The organism is Streptomyces sp. NPDC001515, from assembly GCF_053597115.1.
The window spans coordinates 161,512-179,731 of sequence record NZ_JBSFHN010000001.1; the positions used below are offsets into that span (position 1 = coordinate 161,512).

Here is an 18,220-nt window from a genome sequence, read left to right on the forward strand (position 1 = left end):
CCTCGGAGAGGAACGCCGCCCCGGCGCGCGCAGGACCAGGAACGCGAGGAGACCCGACGTGACGGCGAACGACACCCCCTCCCCGGCCCCCGGGCGCCTCTGGCCGCTGTGGGCGGTCGCCGCCCTCGCGTACGCCGTCGACCTGGGCAGCAAACTGGCGGTCGTCGCGAAGCTGGCAGGGCGGACGACGGTGTCGGTGATCGGGGACTGGATGGTCTTCCGGGTCCAGCGCAACGCCGGCGCGGCCTTCGGTATGGGGGAGGCGACGACGATCGTCTTCACGGTGGTCGCCGCGGCCGTCGTCGTCGGTGTCGTCCGCTACTCCCGCCGCCTCACCAGCACCCCTTGGGCCGTCGCCCTCGGCCTCCTCCTCGGCGGTGCCCTCGGCAACCTCACCGACCGCCTCTTCCGCGCCCCCGGCAACTTCCAGGGCGCCGTCGTCGACTTCATCGCCGTCCGCGACTTCAGCGTCATGAACCTCGCCGACTGGGCCATCAGTTGCGGCTGCGTCCTGGCTGTCGTCCTGTCCTTCCGGAGCGGCCCGACGGAGGAGCCCGCCGTCGCGGGGCCCGCGAGCGGCGACGCCGCCGGGAAGATCCCGGGCGGGGCGTAGTTCCTGCCCCTGTCACCTGGCCCGGCGCGCCCTGAAGGCGGGCGGGCACTCCACGGGCCCCGGGGCCGATATCGCCTGGCCGCCCCGCCGGCCGCGATGCGAGGATCGCTCCGCATCATGATCCCCCTCGCGTCCCGGAGGTCCGCATGGACATCGCCCCGCTGCTGCCGATGACCACGCCCAGGTTGTCCCTGCGCCTGTTCACCGCCGACGACGCCGACGCGCTGTACGCGTACCAGGGCCTGGCGAGCGTGGCGCGCTATCTGTACCGGCCGGCGCACACCCGGGAGCGCAGCGGGCAGGTCGCGGCCGAGCGGGCGGCGCAGACGGTCTGGAGGAGCGACGGGGACAAGGTGTCGCTGGCCGTGTGCCGGCGCGACGACCCCGCACTCCTCGGGGAGGTGAGCCTGTCGCTGGCCGACGCCCGCGCCGCACAGGCCGAGATCGGCTGGACCCTGGACCCGCGTCACGAGGGGCACGGCTATGCGACCGAGGCGGCCGGGACGCTGGCCCGGTTCGCGTTCGACACCCTGGGCGTGCACCGGCTCTACGCCCGGCTGGACGTGGAGAACGCCGGATCGGTGGGGGTCTGCGAGCGCCTGGGGATGCGCCGGGAGGCCCACCTCGTGGAGAACGACCTCGACGGGGACCGCTGGGGCAGTGAGTACATCTACGCCGCGCTCGCGGCGGACCTCGTGGACCGGCCGGGCCGCTGAGCCCGTGACAGTGCTCGGCCACCATGATCTTCCGTACGCGGGGGCCCCGGTGGGACGATCGGGCCGGCCACACGGGGTGGCCCGATCGAGGGGGCGTACATGTTCGGCAAGGTGGGGCGCATCGTCAGACATCTGGAGGCGACGGGGGTCGGGCTCGTCCCGGATCACGCGGTCGTGCTCGACGCGCCGCAGGAGCGCGCCGTCGAGCCTCTGGCCGCAGCGCGCCGGGGGGCGTACGAACCGGTCCGCGCGCTGCTCGCCGCCACGCGGAAAGAGGCGGACTGGACGCTGCGGGACGAGTGCGTGTGGAGCCTCGCCGAGAGCGCGGTGGACGACGGGGCCTGGCTCGCGGCCTGGCTCGCCACGTCGCCGGACGACCCGGACGCACTGGTCGTCGACGCGTGCCGGCGGATCAGGGAGGCGTGGAAGGTCCGCACGGCGGCGTACGCGAAAGATGTGGGCACCGAGCGATTTCGCGCCTTCCACGCGCTGCTGGACGACGCGCTGCCCGTCATCGAGGCGGCCGTCGAGGCGTCCCCGGACGACCCGGTCCCGTGGACCGCGGTCCTGACCCACTGCCTCGGGGCCGGGGCACCGCGCGAGGTCTTCGACGACTGCCTGCGCCAGGCGCTGAGCCGCGCGCCCCACCACATGTCCACCCACACCAACGCCGTGCAGTTCCTGGCCGCCAAGTGGTACGGCAGCCACGGGGAGATGCTCGACTACGCGGCTCGCGTCGCCGCCGACGCCCCCGAGGGCTCCGCACTCCGCGCCCTGGAGGTCGTCGCGCTGCTCGAAGTCGGCCTGGACACGCAGAGGAGTTCGCCCCGGGACCGGGACGGGGTCCCCGGCCCGGAACGGGTCGAGGCGATCATCGCCACGGCACTCGCGTACTCCGCCTCCCGGCCGCCCGAGGACCGGGAGGCACGGCTGGTCCGCAACCACCTGGTGTGGGAACTCAACCGCCTGAATCGCTGGACCGAAGCGCTGGACGTCTACCGCTCCATCGGCCGGTACGCCACCTCGTTCCCCTGGGCGTACGCGGGGGACCCCCTGGAAAGCTTCGTCACCATCCGGGACCAGACCCGGGCCGCGCTCGCCGCCTCCATCCCCCGCAACGGCACCGTCCCCGCCCCCGCCGTCCCCCTGCCGGAGTCCGCGCAGCCGCGGGCCGCCCTGGAGATCGCGTACGTCCCCACCAACCCGCAGCGCGCCTCGAAGGAACTGATGCTGTGCGGGGCGACGGTCCGCCTCGCCCCGGCCGGACGCTGGACGCTGATGGAGTCCGCCCCCTCGCAGGAGACGCCCGGCAAACGCGGGCGCCGCGCCACGCTGCTGCGCCTCGAAGGACTGGCCCAGGTCGCCGAGACCGCCTTCGACGCGGCCGGACTGACCACCTTGGTCGCGCAGCACACGTCGTCCGAATCCCGGGGCCTCACCGTCGTCACCAAGGGCAGGACCACCGTCCGGCACACCTGGGCGGGCCCCGGCAGCACCCCGGCCCAGGAGACCGCCCACGAACACGCCGGCCTCCTCGTCGCGGCTTCCGGCGGCGGAGACGTACGCGAGGTGGCACGGCTGCTGCGCGACCCGGGCGACCCGGGCGAACTTCTCATCCGGACCCTGGACGCGCTGGGCCTCCCGCCCCTCCCGGCGGGCTTCGGCGAACGCCCCGAGATCCTGGCCGACGCCCGGGGCGCCACCGTTCACCAGGCCCGCTCGATGTGGCAGGGCATGAAGGACTTCATGAAGGACGACAACGAGCCGAACCCGCCGCTGGAGTTGGAGGGCCGGTAGCGAGGGGACGGGGCCCGGGGCCGGACACCGTGGCTCCGGGCCCCGCAGCCAGAAAGCATGCAAGCACGCTTGCTTGTTCTTGCCGCTGCTGCCACGCTCGGCGAGGCGCCCGCCCGCAGCGAGGAGCGCGCAGCAAGGAGCGGGCCGCCCCGCAGCAAGGAGCCCGCAGCAAGGAGCGGGCCGCCCCGCAGCAAGGAGCCCGCCGCCCCGCAGCAAGGAGAGCGATCATGCCCCATCTCGCCCCGCCCGCCCACGAACGCGGGATCACCACCCTCACGCTGGACTCCCCGGCGAACCGCAACGCTCTGAGCGCCCCCCTGGTCGACGAGCTGTCGCAGGCCCTGGACGCCTGCGCGGCGGACGACGCGGTCCGTGCGGTCGTCCTCACGCACACCGGCACGACGTTCTGCGCGGGGGCGGACCTGAAGGCGCCGGCGGACCCGCACGACTTCGTCGCGCTGATGCGGCGGATCGTGACGCTGCCGAAGCCGGTGGTGGCCCGGGTCACCGGACACGTACGGGCCGGGGGGTTCGGGCTCCTCGCCGCGTGCGACATCTCCGTCGCGGGCCCGGAGGCGACGTTCGCGCTCACGGAGTCCCGCCTCGGCCTGGCCCCCGCCGTGATCTCCCTGCCCCTGCTGCCCCGCATGGACCCGCGCGCGGCGGCCCGCTACTACCTGACCGGCGAACGCTTCGACGCGACCGAGGCCGCCAGGACCGGCCTGGTGACCCTGGCCGCCGACGACGTGGACAAGGCGCTCGTCCCCGTGCTCGACGGACTGCGCCGGGCCTCGCCCCAGGGGCTGGCCGTGTCGAAGGAGCTGGTCACGGCTACTGTGCGGAGGACTTTCGACCAGTACGCCGAAGACCTCATCGCCCGCTCAGCGGCACTCTTCGCCTCCGACGAGGCCCGGGAGGGCGTGACGGCCTTCCTGGAACGCAGGGACCCCGCATGGCTGCTGTGAGCCCCACGAACTCCACGAACTCCGCGGGTCCCGCGAGCCCCAAGTCCCCCAAACAGGACCGCAGCCGGGCCACCCGGCTCCGTCTTCTGGAAGCGGCCGTCTCCTGCCTCGCCGAGCACGGCTGGGCGGGCTCGACGGTCTCCGTCGTCGCGATGCGCGCGGGCGTCTCCCGGGGCGCGGCGCAGCACCATTTCCCCACGCGGGAGGACCTGTTCACCGCCGCCGTCGAGTACGTCGCCGAGGAACGCTCCGCCGCCCTGCGCGCCCTGCCCGTCCAGGACCGGGCCGACGTCGTCGCCGCCCTGGTCGACCTCTACACCGGCCCCCTCTTCCGCGCCGCCCTCCAGCTCTGGGTCGCCGCCTCCAACGAGGACCAACTCCGCCCCCGCGTCACGGAACTCGAAGCCCGCGTCGGCCGCGAGACCCACCGCATCGCCCTCACGCTCCTCCGCGCCGACGAATCCCGCCCCGGCGTCCGCGAAACCGTTCAGGGCCTCCTCGACATGGCCCGCGGCCTCGGCCTCGCCAACGTCCTCACCGACGACACCGCCCGCCGCCGCCGGGTGGTCGCGCAGTGGGCGGCGCTGGTGGAGGGCGCGTTGGAGTGAGGGTGCGGCCCGCCCCGATGTCGGTGGCGGGGCCTATCTTCTCGGTCATGGATCACCGAGGAGAGTTCCGCCGGGCCGCCCTTGAGTCGGGCATCCCGGACGACGAGATCAGCCGCTTCACCCAGCACCTCCGTCTGACGATCGGGCTCTCCACGGGCGGCGGTGAGGGTGGCCAAGGCGGCAGTGGCGAAGGCGGCAGTGGCGCCCGCGGCCCCGTGGTGGGGCACCTCGGCGGCCTGCCCCGGCTCCCGGCGGGCACGGCCTGGCCGTCCGCCGACGGGACCCCCCTGCCGCTGCTCCTCTCCGTCGACTGCGGGGCACTGCCGCGCGTCGACGGCTTCCCCCTGCCGGCGGACGGCACGCTCCTCTTCTTCGTGGACCAGGAGAAGGACCACGAGGACACCACCGGGCGCTACGCCCGCGTCGTCCACGTACCCCACGGCACCGAAACCGTCCTCGTGGAAGCCCCCGATCCCTCCTGGTTCCGCGAACCCCTCGGCGTCACCGCCGCCCTCCGGTCCGAACTCCCCCTGTGGCTCCAGGAACGCGACGAGGACGAGGACTGGCACGAGTTCTGGGAGGACCTGGAGTGGGACGACATGTCCCCCTTCCAGCAGGGGCTGGCCCAGTACATGGAGGACGAACTGCCCCACCTGGACGACCTCCGCACCCTCGCCCACGACCTCTGGCCCTCCGCCGGCGGCATCGCCCTCGGCGGCTACGTGGACCACGGGGTCATCGGCCACCTCGCCGAACAGACCCTCGCGGGACGCGAGAAGGCGGGCGAGATCCCGCCCATCCCGACCGCCCAGTGGCCCACCCACCTGGAGAAGGAGACCCACCGCCTCGCCACCGAGTGGATATCCCTCGCCACTCAGGGCCGCTCCTACGAGGAGTACTGCACGACCTTCGTGATCCGCCACGACGACCTGGCCGCCCTACGTCTGGACAAGGCCCTGCCCATGACCGTCTTCGAGGCGCCCTGACCGGCCCGTCCGCACCGTCCGCGACCGGGTGACGCCTACACGAACTCCGCCCATATGAACGCCGCCCGGTACGCCCGCCGCACCGCGTGACCGCCCCGGTCGCCATCCACCCGGGCCCGGACCAGGGCGGCCACGAACAGCAACAGCACCGCCCCGCCGACCACCCCCATCACCAGGAACTGCCCGACCACGGCGAGCACGACCAGCACCACGGCCACGAGCCCCGCACCGAAATGCGCCTCCGTCAGCACCACCGGCGCCGCCAGCCGATGCGCCTGCCGCCGCGCCCTGCGCTCCGCCCGCTCAGCGGCGAGGCGCCGGTCGCGGACGTCCTGCGGCTCGTTCTCGTCGAAGTACATGGTCCCCCTGACGCCTTGACCGATATGGCGGAGTTCCGCGCCGCGCTCCTGAGGCTGTGGACGCCATGGCGCTCCGTCGCCTCGGCGCCGCAGACCACCAATAATCGGAGGCGTGGCACCCGCCGGGGGTGCGGCCGGCCGCAGACCGGTGTGGGCCCGTCGGTCACCCCGTCGCCGGGTTCACCTCCAGGTCGATGTCCACCGACGCGTACTCGTTCATCACGTACCCGCTCGCGCCCTCGTAGAGGCCGCGGTCCTTGCCCGTGCGGGCGTCGAGGATGACGCCGTCGGTGCCGGCGGAGGCGTAGACGGCGCCGTGGAAGGCGTTGTTGACCTCGGGCTTCTTCCGGGAGGGGTCGTCCTCGGAGATGGTCCAGAGGACCTTGTGGGTCTGGGCGTCGATGCCGTGCACGGCTTCCTTGTTGTCGCAGACGACCACGGACTTCTGGTCGTAGTGGCAGTGGAAGAAGTCGCCGGATTCTCCGCCGGGGACGAGTGCGCCGGTACGGCTGTCGCGGAGCGAGCCCGCGATGAAGAATCCGCCGCCCACCTGATCGATGTCCACGCCGGAACGGCCGCCCTGCTTCCAGCGCTGGGCGCCGTCCGCGAGCGCCAGTCCGGTGAGGGCGAGGTCTTCTTTCTGGGAGTTCCAGCCGGTCAGCACCTGGAAGGTGGCCTCGGGGCCGAGCTGGGCGCCGACGACGACACCGCTGTCCAGCGCACTGCCGGAGAAGCCCTCCTTCTGCCAGACGGTCCGGTGGGTCTTCAGGTCGACGGCGTACGTGGTGGCGCTCTCGCCGTCCTCGCTGGGGGTCGGGTTCGTGTCGGTGAAGACCCTGACGACCGCCGTACCGTCCTCGGCACCGATCACGGCCGGTTCCAGATAGCTGACGGTCGCGCCCTTCGGCGCCGGCAGGCGGGCCGTCCAGGAGACCTTGCCGGTGTCGGCGTCGACGGACCGCAGATAGACATCGGTCCGGTCCGGCGTGGTGCCCGAGCCCTTCGTGTCGTCGGCGTACGCGAAGAGGACACCGGTGTGCCCGTCCTGCTCGGCGAAGACCGGAGGGATGGTCTGGTCGTCGCTCGGCTGTCCCTCCTTGCCGGTGTAGTAGTCCTTGCGGCCGATGTCGGAGGACCAGAGCCTGCGCCCGGAGCCGGTGTCGTAGGCGTCGAGGGCCGCGGAGGTCCGGTGGTACAGCGTCGGCCCGCGCAAGGCGAAGCCCCAGTCCTTGATGTCCTCGTCCACGGGCAGCTGCACGCTCTTCCCGAACGTGGTCGGCGGATCGTACGCCTTCGCCTTGACCGGCGGCTTCGCCGCCCCCGCTGCCCCGGGAGCCGCCGCGTCCGCATCCGCGTCCTTCCCGGACGACCCGCCGGAACAGCCGGCCAGGCCGAGGCCCGCCAGCGCGATCGCGAGAGTCAGATGGACGGCATGCCGGTGCATCACTCGCACAGTGGTCCTCCCCGTGTGGTCAATTCCGGGGAAGCCTAGTGGGGTTGTGGATGCTCGGTCCTGCGCATAAAACCTCATGACGGCCCGTCGGCATCTGCCGATCGCGCGGAACTCACCGGTTCCTGAGCATCCCCCGCAGTCCGTCCACGAGTGCGTGGACGTCCCGTTCGTCCTCCGCGCCGCTCACCGTTTCGGGCGCCTCCGGCTCCCGGCACGGGCGGCACAGGCCGTCGGGCAGGGCGTCGGCGGGACCCGGGACGCGGCAGGAGGTGCACTCCAGCATGGCGTACTCGGTGGTGGTGGCCGTGGCGACATCGGCGGGGGAGGGCTCCGACGGCGGCGCGGGCGGGATCTTCTTCAGCAGCCGGTCCCGCGTGAAACCTCGCGGCGACCCCACCTTCGCGGGCAGCCCGGCCGTCAGCGCCTGGACGAGGTACTCCGTGCTGACACCCCGCGCCAGCCACTGGGCGGCCAACGGAGCCAGATACGCGCAGTCGTCCGCGCTGAGCGGCAGCCGGGCGTCCAGACGGCCGAGCTGGGTGAGCGCCTGGTACGCGGGGGAGACCGGGGGCTCCGCGGGTGCGGGAGGTGCAGGGGGTGTCAGGGGTGTGGAAGGTGCGGGAGGCGGGGGAGGTGTGCGCTGAGTGGGTACGGCGATGGTCTCCGGGGTGCGAACGGGCTCCGGTACGGGGGCGGCGGCAAGGGCCTCCGGCACCGCCACGGATACCGCCTCGGGCGTTGCCGTCGCCTGCCCCGCCCACCACTCGTTGTCACGGGCCTTGCGGGACCAGTACGTACGGAACACCCACCGCACCTCGCCCCCCGTGCTCACCACACACCGCACGCGACGCAGATGTCCGGCGACGGAGAGGGCCTTCAGGGCGGAGGCGATGGCCTGCTGGCCGTAGAGGGGGAGCTGCTTGGCGAGGCTCTTCACGCTCATCGACGCCCCCTCGGGCAGCCGCTCGATGAACCCGGCGATGTACCGCTCGCGCGCGGGGAGGAGGGCGAAATCGGAGGATGTGGAGGGGGGTTGGCCGGGGGCGTCGCGCTTGCCGTAACCGGGATTGGCCATCGGGTACGGGGCCGGTCCTGCGGGCGCGAGCGGGGCGGGGCTAAGGTCGTGTGCAGCCATGAGATCGGCCTTTCTAGGGTCGGTTGATCTCGGGTCAGGCCCCGGTAGGTGTGACTACACCTGTCGGGGCCGTCTTGGTCTGTGTTCTCGCACCGTAGACAGCCGCCACGTTCCGTCGCAAGCCGTCACCATTAGTCATACTTGCTCGCCGTTACGGGTAGGGGAGGCGGGGAGGGTTTCCCTAACCCCCTGTATTTCCAGCCCAGTTAAAAAGCGGCGCTCGAACCTCGCGGCTCGCGCCTCGGAGCCCGTATCCCTAGATCCGAGCCCCGGGCCGACCTGCGGTCACGATGAGGCCGGACACGTACGGGCGTGTCCCGAAGCTCGACACCCGGGACCCGGGTTTTGGGCGCCGAGCCCCGAGCTTCGGGGCGTCCCCCGGGCCTCCACCCGTACAGATTTCTTGTACGGGTCGGGCAGGCGTGAAGTACGGGTCGGCATGGGCAATGGGGACCGTATGCACCCCAGGAACTGGCAGCGCAAGAACGCGTCGGCCATGAAGCTCGTAGGCAAACTCGTCGCCCGCTTCCGCGTCGAGGCCCGACTGACCCAGGCACAACTGGCCGATCTCGTAGGCGTCCAGCCCGAAACCATCGCCTCGATCGAACAGGGCCGCCGCGCCCTCGTCCCCGACCTCGCGATCCGGCTGGATGAGCTGCTCTCCACCAAGGGCGCCCTCGAAACCGCCGTGAAGCACCTGCCCGAGATCGACCTCATCCCGGCCTGGGCCGAGCAGTACATGGACCTGGAACGAACGGCGCTGTCCCTCTCCTGGTTCGACAACCAGGTGCTGCCGGGGCTGCTTCAGACGGAGGCGTATGCGCGGGCGGTGTTCCGGAACCGGGTTCCGGTGTTCAGTGCGGAGCAGATCGCCGAGCAGACCGCCTCCCGTTTAGAGCGACAGGAGATCTTGCACCGGGCCTCGCCGCCGACCATCAGTTTCGTGATCTGGGAGCCGGTGCTGATGCTCCAGCTCCTTGATGACGAGGGGCACCGGGATCAGCTGCGATTCCTGCGGGCGTGCGCCGAGCTTCCCGGGGTCAGCATTCAGGTGCTGCCCTTGAACTCGCGTGTTCACGCGGGCCTGAACGGGCCGTTCATTCTCCTGGAGACGCCCGACTATCAGCAGCTCGCGTACTCCGAAACCCAGCGCGGCAGCATGCTCGTAGCGGACCCCGACGAGATCAGCATCCTCGCCCAGAAATATGCGATGCTGCGAGCTCAGGCCCTCAGTCCTGAGGAGACCCTGAGGCTGTTGGATCGTTTGCTGGGAGACCAATGAGCACTGCACGTGTGTGGTTCAAGTCCAGTTACAGCGGCGACGAGGGTGGGGCGTGCCTCGAAGTCGCCTACGAGTGGCGGAAGTCGAGCTACAGCGGCGACGAGGGCGGCCAGTGCGTGGAGGTCGCCGCCCACCCCTCCGCCGTCCACGTCCGTGACTCCAAGAACCCCGAGGGCCCCGAGCTGGGCATCGCGCCCGCCGCGTGGGCGGCGTTCACCGCGCACGTCGGGAACTGAGAGGGCGGCGGGCCGGACGTGGGGGACTACTTCCAGACCGTCGTGGACCTCGATGCCACGGAGGACGAAGCCGCCGGTCTCGGCGCCCGCGCGCTCGACTGGCTGGTGGCCGAGGGGATCGTCGCCGCCGAGCGTACGGACTGCGTGCTCGGCGGGGGCGGCTTCGGGCATGCACCCGGCCCGCACTACGCCCGTGCCGTGGACGATCCGGAGCCCGTGAACCTGTGGTCCAACGGGCTCCGCATCCAAACCGGGCGCACCGTCTTCGACAGCGGCCAGGGCGAACCGGAAGCCGCCCGCTGTCCGCTCTGCCGGACCGACGTCCGCTTCGTGGACGACAGCTGGAACGAGATCGACGGAGCCTGGGACCCGTTCAAAGGCACCTTCGAGGAGTGGAGCGAGGGCGGCGGCCCCGGCCTCGTCCACTGCCCCGCCTGCGAACGGCCCTCCGGGGTCGACCGCTGGACCTGGGAGGACGACTACTTCGTCTGCGGCCACCTCGGGCTCACCTTCTGGAACTGGGCCGAGCTGACCTTCGACTTCACCCGGGACCTCGGCCGCGCGCTGGGCGGGCACCGGACGGTCGTCCTGCGGGGGAAGCTGTAGGGCGAGCGTCGTGGTGGGGTCAGGCCGGCATCGGCCCGGCCTCGCGGAGGTCGTCCTGGTGCGGTGCCACCGCCGCGAGGGCTGCCGGGAGCGACGTCACCCCGTCGGACGCGAGGAAGTGACCCGCTCCGGGGACGATCCGGGCCGTCGTGCCTAGGAGGGCCGCGAGGCGGTCGGTGTGGCCCGGTGGGACGTAGGGGTCCGCGTCCGAGCGGAGCACGGTGAGGCGGTCGACGTGGCCGGCTATCGCGCTCGGGTCCAGGGGCCCGCCGATGCGGTCGATGTAGTCGATGTAGGAGTCCAGGGCCGGAAGGGCCGGCAGCGTGTCGGTGAACCCCGCGACGAGCACGAGTGCGCCGATACGCCACCGTCCCGTCAGGGACGAGAGATGGCGGAGGGCCGTCACACAGCCCAGGCTGTGCGCGATCAGGACGGTGTCCTCGTCCGGGGTGCCGACGGCGTCCGCCACGGCTGCCCGCCAGCGGTCGGGGTCGGGCGCTGCGGGGTCCGGGAGGGCGGGGACGGTCGTGGGGATGCCACGGGCGTCCAGCCGTGCGGCCAGCCAGCCGAACCAGTGGTCCTCGGGCGTCGCCCCGTAGCCGTGGATGATCGTGGCCCGCTGCCGGGTTGTCTTCGGTGTCATGGCGCTGGACGGTATGCCTTCACGTCAGCGTGAAGGTCAAGTCACGGGAGGAAAGGGTGCGTATCAGTAGGCTCGCCGTGCTGACAGGCGTGTCAGCACGGGCGCTGCGCCACTATGAGGACTGCGGACTGCTGGTCCCCGAACGTGACCGCAACGGATACCGGGCGTACTCCGAGGCCGATGTCCTACGCGTGGCCCGCATCAGGACGATGATCGCCGCAGGGGTCGGGACGGCGGTCATCCGCCGCTATCTCGACTGCGCGACCTCCGGCGAGCACGGGGTGACCCTGGAGATGTGCCCCGGTCTCCGGGCTGAACTGGATGCCCTGGAACAACGCCTCGACGCCGAGGAGACCCGTATCAGGGAAACGAGGCAGCGCCTCTCGGCGCTCGCCTCCGCCCGTCCCGCCCCCGTCAGCTCTCCGGCCAACCCGGTGACCGTCCGAGAAGCGTGAGGATCCGGCCGAGCAGATCGGTCGCGTCCTCCGCGTCCCGTACCGCCACGGATCTCCGGGAGCCAGAACGAACGCTCCAGCACGCCCTCTTCGGCGAACGCGGCCGTCACCTCCACCGCCGCCGCGAAACCGTAATTCTGGCCCGTCATATGCGCCAGCAACTGCCGCAGCGCCCACTGCCCGCAGGGCGTCGGCCGGTCGAGCATGCCGGGGTTCACCTGGTTGACGAAGGATTCGGTGATCTTCAGCGCACTTGCGTCTCATGCGCGTATGTCCGCCATGTCGTTGATCGTAGCGATCACGGGTGTGCGGTCATTCGCCCTTCCGCCCCCAGGGCCTGCCGCGCGGGCCCCGGCCCACAGAGGCGCGGGCGGCCGCGCACAGACTGCCGGCGTACGGCGCCCAGGTGTGCCGGCAGGAGCCGCCACCCGGGCGCCACGCCGTGATGCGGCGCCGTACGGTCAGGCTGCCTCGTACCTGCCGACTTCCAGGAAGTAGCGCAGCGCCTCGGGTGTGTTGTCGTCGAGAGCGGCACTGGCGCCGCCCGCAGGGCCGGGCTGATGGACGGGTCGGCCAGGAACCGCCCGGCCGGAGTTCGCGGCCGGCCGGGAACCAACCAGGCGGTTCCCGCCGCCAACCGCCCCGCTACTGTTCCCCCATGACCAGCAGCAGCGCCGGCACCCCCGCCTCGCCCCACCCCGCCTTCCCCGAGCACATCCGGCTCATGGGCGAAGGGCTCGTCCTGCGCGACTGGACCGAGGCGGACCTCGGTGCGATGCCGGGCCTCTTCGACCACCCCGACATCGCCCACTGGACGCCGATCGTCTCCCCCTTCGACGCCGAGGCCGCCCGCGCCCGCCTTGCGAAGGCACGGGAACTGCGTTCCGCCGGCATCGCCGTCCTGCTCGCCATCACCCTCGACGGCGAAACACCCCTCGGCGAGGTCATGCTCCGGCGCTCCCCGGAAGGCACCGAGATCGGCTACGCCGTCGGCCCGGCCCACCGGGGCCAGGGGCTCGCCGCACGCGCGGTGCGCGTCATGGCGGCGTACGCGTTCGGCGAACTCGGCGCACACCAGGTGATCCTGGAACTGGAAGCCGAGAACGCCTCAAGCGTCGCCGTCGCCACGAAGACCGGCTTCCGGCTGCTCGACATCCCCCTCATCGAGGGCGAGGAGAAGGGCCGCGCGTACCGCCTCCAGACGTGGGGGCTCGACCGGCCCTGAGGCTCCGGGAGCCCGAGCCCGAGCCCGAGACCGAGCCCGAGCCCGAGCGCGTGTCCGAGCCAAAGCCCGAGCCCGGAGCACGCGTCCGAGCGACGAAGCGGGTCAGCACAGGACCGGCCTGTCGTAGCCACCCAGGCCGTCGTGCGTCCACGAGCACCCCGCCCCCCGTGACAGGACCCGCCGCCGCTGCGGGACGGCAGGCCGAAGCCCCGGGCATTCCGCCTGTGACGGGACGACCGGGGCTTCGCACACCGGAACGGAACTCAGCTGGTCCAGAGGACCGGGCTGTCACGGTAGGTGTCGCCCTCCTCGAACGCCGCCGCCCCGATGGGGTCGGTCTTCGTGGCGCTGAGCGAGCAGGTCTCGTACGACGCGCCCTTGGTGGTGAAGTCGCGCGGGGCGGACTCGCTGTCGCACTTGCCCGCGAGGTCACCGATCAGGATGACGCCCGTGGGGCCGCCGTCCGCCAGCTTGCCGCGCAGCTTCAGCGACGAGTAGGACAGGTCGGTGCCGCCGACGTTCTCGACCTTCATGCGGATGTAGTAGGGCGTCATACCCTTCGCCTTCGCACCGAACGGGGCCATGTCGGCCTCGGCGCCCTTCTCGATCGCCGTGACGGTGACGGCGATCGTTCCCTTCTTCTCGGTTCCGTACGAGAACGGAAGGACCGCCCGCTCGCCGACCTTGAGCTTCGTGCCCGGGGCGGCGACATCGCCGCCGGCCGGAGCGGGGGCGTCCTCGCTCGGAGCCGCGGACGGGCTCTCGCTAGCCGCCTCGGACGGCGCCGGGGCGGAGGCCGACGGCGATTCCGGTGCCGTTGCCGCGTCGTCGCCGTCATTGCACGCCGAGAGCCCGAGTCCCATGGCGGTGACCGCTGCGGCGGCGATGAAGATGCGTCCCTTGTGCGTCATGTTGACCTAACTGGCTGTGGGGCTGTCCTGTGCGACAGCCGGAGCGTTCAACGGCGGGGCCAGGCCCCCTCCCCGGCCGTGCGATCGGGCACGACGAGCGGCACGACGGCGGCACCGTGTCAAAGAGGCGCGCCGCAGTACGCCATTCATGCTCATGCGGGAATGACACAGAGCAGCCACAGGCCCGGCACAGGTGCGCGACGGAAGCGGACCGAATTATTCGCTTTGTTCGCTCGGTCCGATGGGTTCGCCCGCGTTCGACCTGATCACCACGATCGTCGTGATCGCTTCGCCCCGTCTGCTTTCCATCCTTTCGATACTTTCGATCATCGCAAGCACTTCGATCATTCGATCACCGAGACTTTCGGAGCGATCAAACGATCAGCGCGAGCACGGTGAACGCAATGCCCGACGAACGGAAACGCGGCAGCGCGAGCAGCCCGGAGGTCAGACGCTCAGTTGGCCAGATCCGCCAGCTGATCGAAACCGGGGATCTCGCGCGGACTGCGCGTCCCCGGACCCACGTAACGCGCCGACGGCCGCACCAGGCGGCCCGTCCGCTTCTGCTCCAGGATGTGCGCGGACCAGCCCGCCGTACGGGCACAGGTGAACATCGAGGTGAACATGTGCGCCGGGACCTCGGCGAAGTCCAGGACGATCGCGGCCCAGAACTCCACGTTCGTCGCCAGCACCCGGTCGGGCCGGCGGGCGTGCAGCTCCTCCAGGGCGGCCTTCTCCAGGGCGCGTGCCACCTCGAAGCGCGGGGCGGCCAGTTCCTCGGCGGTGCGGCGCAGCACGCGGGCGCGGGGGTCCTCGGCGCGGTAGACACGGTGGCCGAAGCCCATCAGCCGCTCACCGCGGTCCAGGGCCTGCTTCACGTACGCCGTGGCGTCGCCCGTCCGCTCGATCTCCTCGATCATGCCGAGGACGCGGGAGGGGGCGCCGCCGTGCAGCGGGCCGGACATGGCCCCGACCGCGCCGGAGAGCGCGGCGGCGACGTCGGCCCCGGTGGAGGCGATCACGCGGGCGGTGAAGGTGGAGGCGTTCATGCCGTGCTCGGCGGCGGACGTCCAGTACGCGTCCACGGCCTTCACATGACGGGGATCGGGCTCACCGCGCCAGCGGATCATGAACCGCTCGACGACGGACTCCGCCTTGTCGATCTCGCGCTGGGGGACCATCGGCCGCCCCTGCCCGCGCGCCGACTGCGCGACGTACGACAGGGCCATGACGGCCGCGCGTGCCAGATTGTCGCGGGCGCTCCGCGCGTCGATGTCCAGCAGCGGCTTGAGGCCCCAGACCGGGGCGAGCATCGCCAGTGCGGACTGGACGTCGACCCGGACGTCCCCGGAATGCACGGGGATCGGGAACGGTTCGGCGGGCGGCAGCCCCGGGCTGAACGCCCCGTCCACCAGCAGGCCCCAGACATTGCCGAACGAGACATGGCCGACGAGATCCTCGATGTCGACCCCTCGGTAGCGGAGCGCACCGCCTTCCTTGTCGGGTTCGGCGATCTCCGTTTCGAACGCGACGACTCCTTCGAGTCCGGGTACGAAGTCGGACATCAGGCGGCTCCCTCGGTCGACGGCTGCGGGCGGACCACGGGGGCCCACCCAGATACTGGCGGGTAGGGGCGTGACCGGGAAGCGTGATGTCGGGCACAGCCCCGGTTTCCCGCGGTCGGGTCGGCGGACCTCCTCGCCCGGTGGACGTGTCCGCTGCGGCAGGATGACTCCGTGCCCACCGCAGACTCCTCCTTCGATTCCACCACCGATCCGGCCGCGATGCGCGAGCAGTACCGCTCCGAAGCCTTCACCGAGGACTCCCTCGCGGCCGATCCGATGCGGCAGTTCGCCCACTGGTTCCGCCAGGTCGCCGCCGGCGGGGCGCTCCACGAGCCGAACGCGATGGTGGTGTCCACGGCGACCCCGGAGGGCCGCCCCTCCTCCCGTACGGTCCTGCTGAAGATGTACGACGCGCGCGGCTTCGTCTTCTTCACCAACTACGAGTCCCGCAAGGGCCGCGAACTCGCCGCCAACCCCCACGTCTCGCTGCTCTTCCCCTGGCACCCGCTGGCCCGCCAGGTCATCGTCACCGGCACCGCCTCCCGGGTCGCCCGCGAGGAGACGATCGCCTACTTCCGGACCCGCCCCCACGGCTCCCAGCTCGGTGCCTGGGCCAGTGACCAGTCCTCCGTGATCGCCTCCCGCGAGGAGCTGGTCCGCCGCTACGAGGACCTGGAGACCCGCTACCCCGAGGGCGAGAAGGTCCCCGCACCGCCGCACTGGGGAGGCTTCCGGGTCGTCCCCGACACCATCGAGTTCTGGCAGGGCCACGAGAACCGGCTCCACGACCGCCTGCGCTACGTCCGCGACCTCGCCACGGGCCCCGAAGCCCCCTGGCGCGTCGAACGCCTCTGTCCGTAGGCCCGGCGGGGCTCGCGGGGCTCGCGGAACCGCCCCCCGGACATGCAGAAACCCGCAGGCTCTGGTCCCTCCCTGAGGAGGAGCCGGCCGGACTTACCGGCGAGCCTGCGGGTCGGTGACTGCGTGGTTTTCGGCAGACAGCCTGCCGAGGTGCACTGTGTGCGACGGCGGGCTGTCAGCCCGCAGCCACCTCACGAATCCGATAAGACTGCACTTTTCGGATCACCTCCTTTCACCGTGTACCCCCACCCTAGGAACGCGCCCCGGCCCGCACAACCGAATTAATCGCGCGACTGATCGCGCGCCTCCGCGCACCCACGGAACCCGTGATTCCGGGCATGATTCCGGGAATGATTTGAGGGAAGTCGCCCTGTGCCGCGCCGCGTTCGAGTTCAATGGGCCGAGTACGTCCGGCACGCGTCTGACGTGCGGCGACGGCGGACACGTTGGTGCAGGGGGTCCGGGATGGATGCTTCCACGAGCAGCGGGACGACCGACGCGATCGGGCCCGATCCGATCCCCGGGGCGGAGCTGCTGGCGGCGTTGCTGGACGGCATGGACGCCGCGCTCTGCGCGTTCGACGCCGACGGGACGGTCACGCACTGGAACCGGGAGGCCGAGCGCATCCTCGGCTGGTCCGCGGAGGAGGCCGTGGGGCGGCCCGGGTTCGCCGGGTGGGCGGTGCGGCGGGCGGACGCGGGGGAGGTGCAGACGCGCCTGATGGCCGCCATGGGGGCGCCGGGGCGGCAGGTGCACGAGTTCGCGCTGCTGCGCAAGGACGGCGGGCGGGTGCTCGTGCGGACCCAGTCGGCGGGGGTGCGGGGCGCGGACGGGCGGCCGGCGGGGGTGTACTGCGCGTTCAGCGAGGTACACGCGCAGATCGATCTGGAACGGGCCATCGCGCTCAGCGAGGCGCTGTTCGAGGACGCCTCCTGGGGCGTCGTCCTCGTCGACGTGGACCTGCGCCCCACCGTCGTCAACGCGCACGCCGCCCGCGCCCTCGGCGGTGGCCGGACGACCCTGCTGGGGCGGCCCCTCGGCGACATCGTCGTCCAAGGGGTGGAGGATCTGGAGGGCGCCCTCCAGCACGTGCTGGCCGAGGGCGCCCCGCCCGCGCCCGCCGATCTCTGGGTGACCCTGCGCACCGGCGACGGCGACCGGCGGCGCTGCTGGCGCAGCGGCTTCCTGCGGCTGGCCTCGCCGCTCGCCCAGGAGCCCGTGCCGCTCGGCGTGGGCTGGCTGTTCCAGGACGTGACGGCGGCGCGGCTGGCCGTCCAGGAGGCGGACCGGGTCCGCTTCCGCTCCGGGCAGCTGCACCGCGCCTCGCGGTCCGCCGCCGAGTGCGAGGACCCCATGGAGGCGGCCACCTCGTCCCTCGACTACGCGCTCGCCGGCTTCGCCGACCACGCCCTGGTCGACCTGGTGGCCGGTGAGCGGCTGGTCCGGGCCGCCGCGACCCCGTCCGACGCCCCCGGGCCGTGCCTGCCCGTCACCGCGGGCGGCATCCCCCTCCGGTACGCGCCGGGGCACCCCGCCCTCCAGGCGGTCGACCGCACCGGTTCGGTCCGCGCCTCGGCCGGGACGGCGCCCGCCGGGGAATGGGCCGCCGAGCGTCGGTGGCCCGCCGATGCCGTGCACGCCCTGTGCGTCGTGCTGCGCAGCCGCGGACGGACCCTCGGCGTGGTGACCTTCCTGCGCTCTGCCCACCGGGCCGCCTTCGAGCGCCCGGACGCGGTGTACGCGGAGAGCGTGGCGGACCGGGTGGCGGCGTCGGTGGACCTGTACCAGGCGCTGGGCGGGTGAG

The 18,220-nt window shown here is 72.1% G+C and carries 20 protein-coding genes and 1 pseudogene; 13 read left to right on the top strand and 8 right to left on the bottom strand.

Features of this window, described 5'->3' with window-relative positions; genetic code table 11:
- Positions 1 to 58 precede the first annotated feature (58 nt).
- From lspA to ACWCXC_RS00780, 6 genes are all read left to right on the top strand, one after another.
- The gene (gene lspA, locus ACWCXC_RS00755; protein WP_450885764.1) at positions 59 to 613 is read left to right on the top strand and encodes a signal peptidase II; all 555 of its coding nucleotides are present in this window, start codon (positions 59 to 61) and stop codon (positions 611 to 613) included.
- 146 nt (positions 614 to 759) lie between these two features.
- Entirely contained in the window at positions 760 to 1,329 is a 570-nt protein-coding gene (locus ACWCXC_RS00760; protein WP_450680876.1) for a GNAT family N-acetyltransferase, read from the top strand.
- A 99-nt stretch (positions 1,330 to 1,428) separates the two neighbouring features.
- Positions 1,429 to 3,126: a hypothetical protein gene (locus ACWCXC_RS00765; protein ID WP_450885767.1), complete on the top strand. Its 1,698-nt coding sequence runs from the start codon at positions 1,429 to 1,431 to the stop codon at positions 3,124 to 3,126.
- A gap of 227 nt (positions 3,127 to 3,353) precedes the next feature.
- The gene (locus tag ACWCXC_RS00770) at positions 3,354 to 4,091 is read left to right on the top strand and encodes an enoyl-CoA hydratase family protein (protein ID WP_450680878.1); all 738 of its coding nucleotides are present in this window, start codon (positions 3,354 to 3,356) and stop codon (positions 4,089 to 4,091) included.
- A complete protein-coding gene (locus tag ACWCXC_RS00775; RefSeq protein ID WP_450680879.1) occupies positions 4,079 to 4,699 on the top strand; it encodes a TetR/AcrR family transcriptional regulator in 621 nt (206 codons plus the stop codon). The genes ACWCXC_RS00770 and ACWCXC_RS00775 overlap by 13 nt, the downstream gene beginning before the upstream one ends.
- Before the next feature lie 47 nt (positions 4,700 to 4,746).
- Positions 4,747 to 5,685 carry a DUF1963 domain-containing protein gene (locus tag ACWCXC_RS00780; protein ID WP_450885770.1) on the top strand — a complete coding sequence of 313 codons (939 nt, stop codon included), beginning with the start codon at positions 4,747 to 4,749 and terminating at the stop codon, positions 5,683 to 5,685.
- Positions 5,686 to 5,720: 35 nt separating this feature from the next.
- Here the strand turns inward: ACWCXC_RS00780 and ACWCXC_RS00785 are convergent, their stop codons facing one another.
- The 3 genes from ACWCXC_RS00785 to ACWCXC_RS00795 all read right to left on the bottom strand — a co-directional run bounded on the left by ACWCXC_RS00785 (position 5,721) and on the right by ACWCXC_RS00795 (position 8,632).
- Positions 5,721 to 6,044 (bottom strand): hypothetical protein, encoded by a 324-nt coding sequence (locus tag ACWCXC_RS00785; protein WP_450680881.1) that lies wholly within the window; start codon positions 6,042 to 6,044, stop codon positions 5,721 to 5,723.
- Positions 6,045 to 6,207: 163 nt separating this feature from the next.
- Positions 6,208 to 7,488 carry an outer membrane protein assembly factor BamB family protein gene (locus ACWCXC_RS00790; protein ID WP_450680882.1) on the bottom strand — a complete coding sequence of 427 codons (1,281 nt, stop codon included), beginning with the start codon at positions 7,486 to 7,488 and terminating at the stop codon, positions 6,208 to 6,210.
- Positions 7,489 to 7,609: 121 nt separating this feature from the next.
- A complete protein-coding gene (locus ACWCXC_RS00795; protein ID WP_450680883.1) occupies positions 7,610 to 8,632 on the bottom strand; it encodes a MarR family transcriptional regulator in 1,023 nt (340 codons plus the stop codon).
- 496 nt (positions 8,633 to 9,128) lie between these two features.
- Between ACWCXC_RS00795 and ACWCXC_RS00800 the strand changes: the two genes are divergently transcribed.
- From ACWCXC_RS00800 to ACWCXC_RS00810, 3 genes are read left to right on the top strand one after another with little or no spacing between them, the layout of a single operon-like run.
- On the top strand, positions 9,129 to 9,914 hold the full coding sequence (locus ACWCXC_RS00800; RefSeq protein ID WP_450680941.1) for a helix-turn-helix domain-containing protein: 786 nt from the start codon (positions 9,129 to 9,131) through the stop codon (positions 9,912 to 9,914).
- Entirely contained in the window at positions 9,911 to 10,150 is a 240-nt protein-coding gene (locus tag ACWCXC_RS00805) for a DUF397 domain-containing protein (RefSeq protein WP_450680884.1), read from the top strand. Before ACWCXC_RS00800 ends, ACWCXC_RS00805 begins: the two co-directional genes overlap by 4 nt.
- An 18-nt stretch (positions 10,151 to 10,168) precedes the next feature.
- Complete coding sequence (locus tag ACWCXC_RS00810) at positions 10,169 to 10,756, top strand: hypothetical protein (RefSeq protein ID WP_450680885.1); 588 nt, start codon at positions 10,169 to 10,171, stop codon at positions 10,754 to 10,756.
- Positions 10,757 to 10,775: 19 nt separating this feature from the next.
- Here the strand turns inward: ACWCXC_RS00810 and ACWCXC_RS00815 are convergent, their stop codons facing one another.
- Positions 10,776 to 11,399 (bottom strand): RBBP9/YdeN family alpha/beta hydrolase, encoded by a 624-nt coding sequence (locus ACWCXC_RS00815; protein ID WP_450680886.1) that lies wholly within the window; start codon positions 11,397 to 11,399, stop codon positions 10,776 to 10,778.
- Between the two features lie 56 nt (positions 11,400 to 11,455).
- Between ACWCXC_RS00815 and ACWCXC_RS00820 the strand changes: the two genes are divergently transcribed.
- Entirely contained in the window at positions 11,456 to 11,854 is a 399-nt protein-coding gene (locus ACWCXC_RS00820; RefSeq protein ID WP_450680887.1) for a MerR family transcriptional regulator, read from the top strand.
- 89 nt (positions 11,855 to 11,943) lie between these two features.
- On the opposite strand, the pseudogene ACWCXC_RS00825 reads toward ACWCXC_RS00820, so the two are convergent.
- Both ACWCXC_RS00825 and ACWCXC_RS00830 read right to left on the bottom strand, forming a co-directional pair.
- Positions 11,944 to 12,102 (bottom strand): annotated as a pseudogene (locus tag ACWCXC_RS00825) (maleylpyruvate isomerase N-terminal domain-containing protein); the annotation flags it as partial.
- Between the two features lie 213 nt (positions 12,103 to 12,315).
- Positions 12,316 to 12,474 carry a hypothetical protein gene (locus ACWCXC_RS00830; RefSeq protein WP_450886377.1) on the bottom strand — a complete coding sequence of 53 codons (159 nt, stop codon included), beginning with the start codon at positions 12,472 to 12,474 and terminating at the stop codon, positions 12,316 to 12,318.
- A gap of 38 nt (positions 12,475 to 12,512) precedes the next feature.
- On the opposite strand from ACWCXC_RS00830, the gene ACWCXC_RS00835 reads away from it, so the two are divergent.
- A complete protein-coding gene (locus tag ACWCXC_RS00835) occupies positions 12,513 to 13,079 on the top strand; it encodes a GNAT family N-acetyltransferase (protein ID WP_450680888.1) in 567 nt (188 codons plus the stop codon).
- A gap of 263 nt (positions 13,080 to 13,342) precedes the next feature.
- Here ACWCXC_RS00835 and ACWCXC_RS00840 read toward each other — a convergent pair whose 3' ends face one another.
- A complete protein-coding gene (locus ACWCXC_RS00840; RefSeq protein WP_450885775.1) occupies positions 13,343 to 13,990 on the bottom strand; it encodes a hypothetical protein in 648 nt (215 codons plus the stop codon).
- 455 nt (positions 13,991 to 14,445) lie between these two features.
- Positions 14,446 to 15,555 (bottom strand): citrate synthase 2, encoded by a 1,110-nt coding sequence (locus ACWCXC_RS00845; RefSeq protein WP_450680890.1) that lies wholly within the window; start codon positions 15,553 to 15,555, stop codon positions 14,446 to 14,448.
- A 219-nt stretch (positions 15,556 to 15,774) separates the two neighbouring features.
- On the opposite strand from ACWCXC_RS00845, the gene pdxH reads away from it, so the two are divergent.
- Complete coding sequence (pdxH, locus tag ACWCXC_RS00850) at positions 15,775 to 16,416, top strand: pyridoxamine 5'-phosphate oxidase (protein WP_450886379.1); 642 nt, start codon at positions 15,775 to 15,777, stop codon at positions 16,414 to 16,416.
- Between the two features lie 465 nt (positions 16,417 to 16,881).
- A complete protein-coding gene (locus ACWCXC_RS00855; RefSeq protein ID WP_450680891.1) occupies positions 16,882 to 18,219 on the top strand; it encodes a PAS domain-containing protein in 1,338 nt (445 codons plus the stop codon).
- Position 18,220 lies beyond the last annotated feature (1 nt).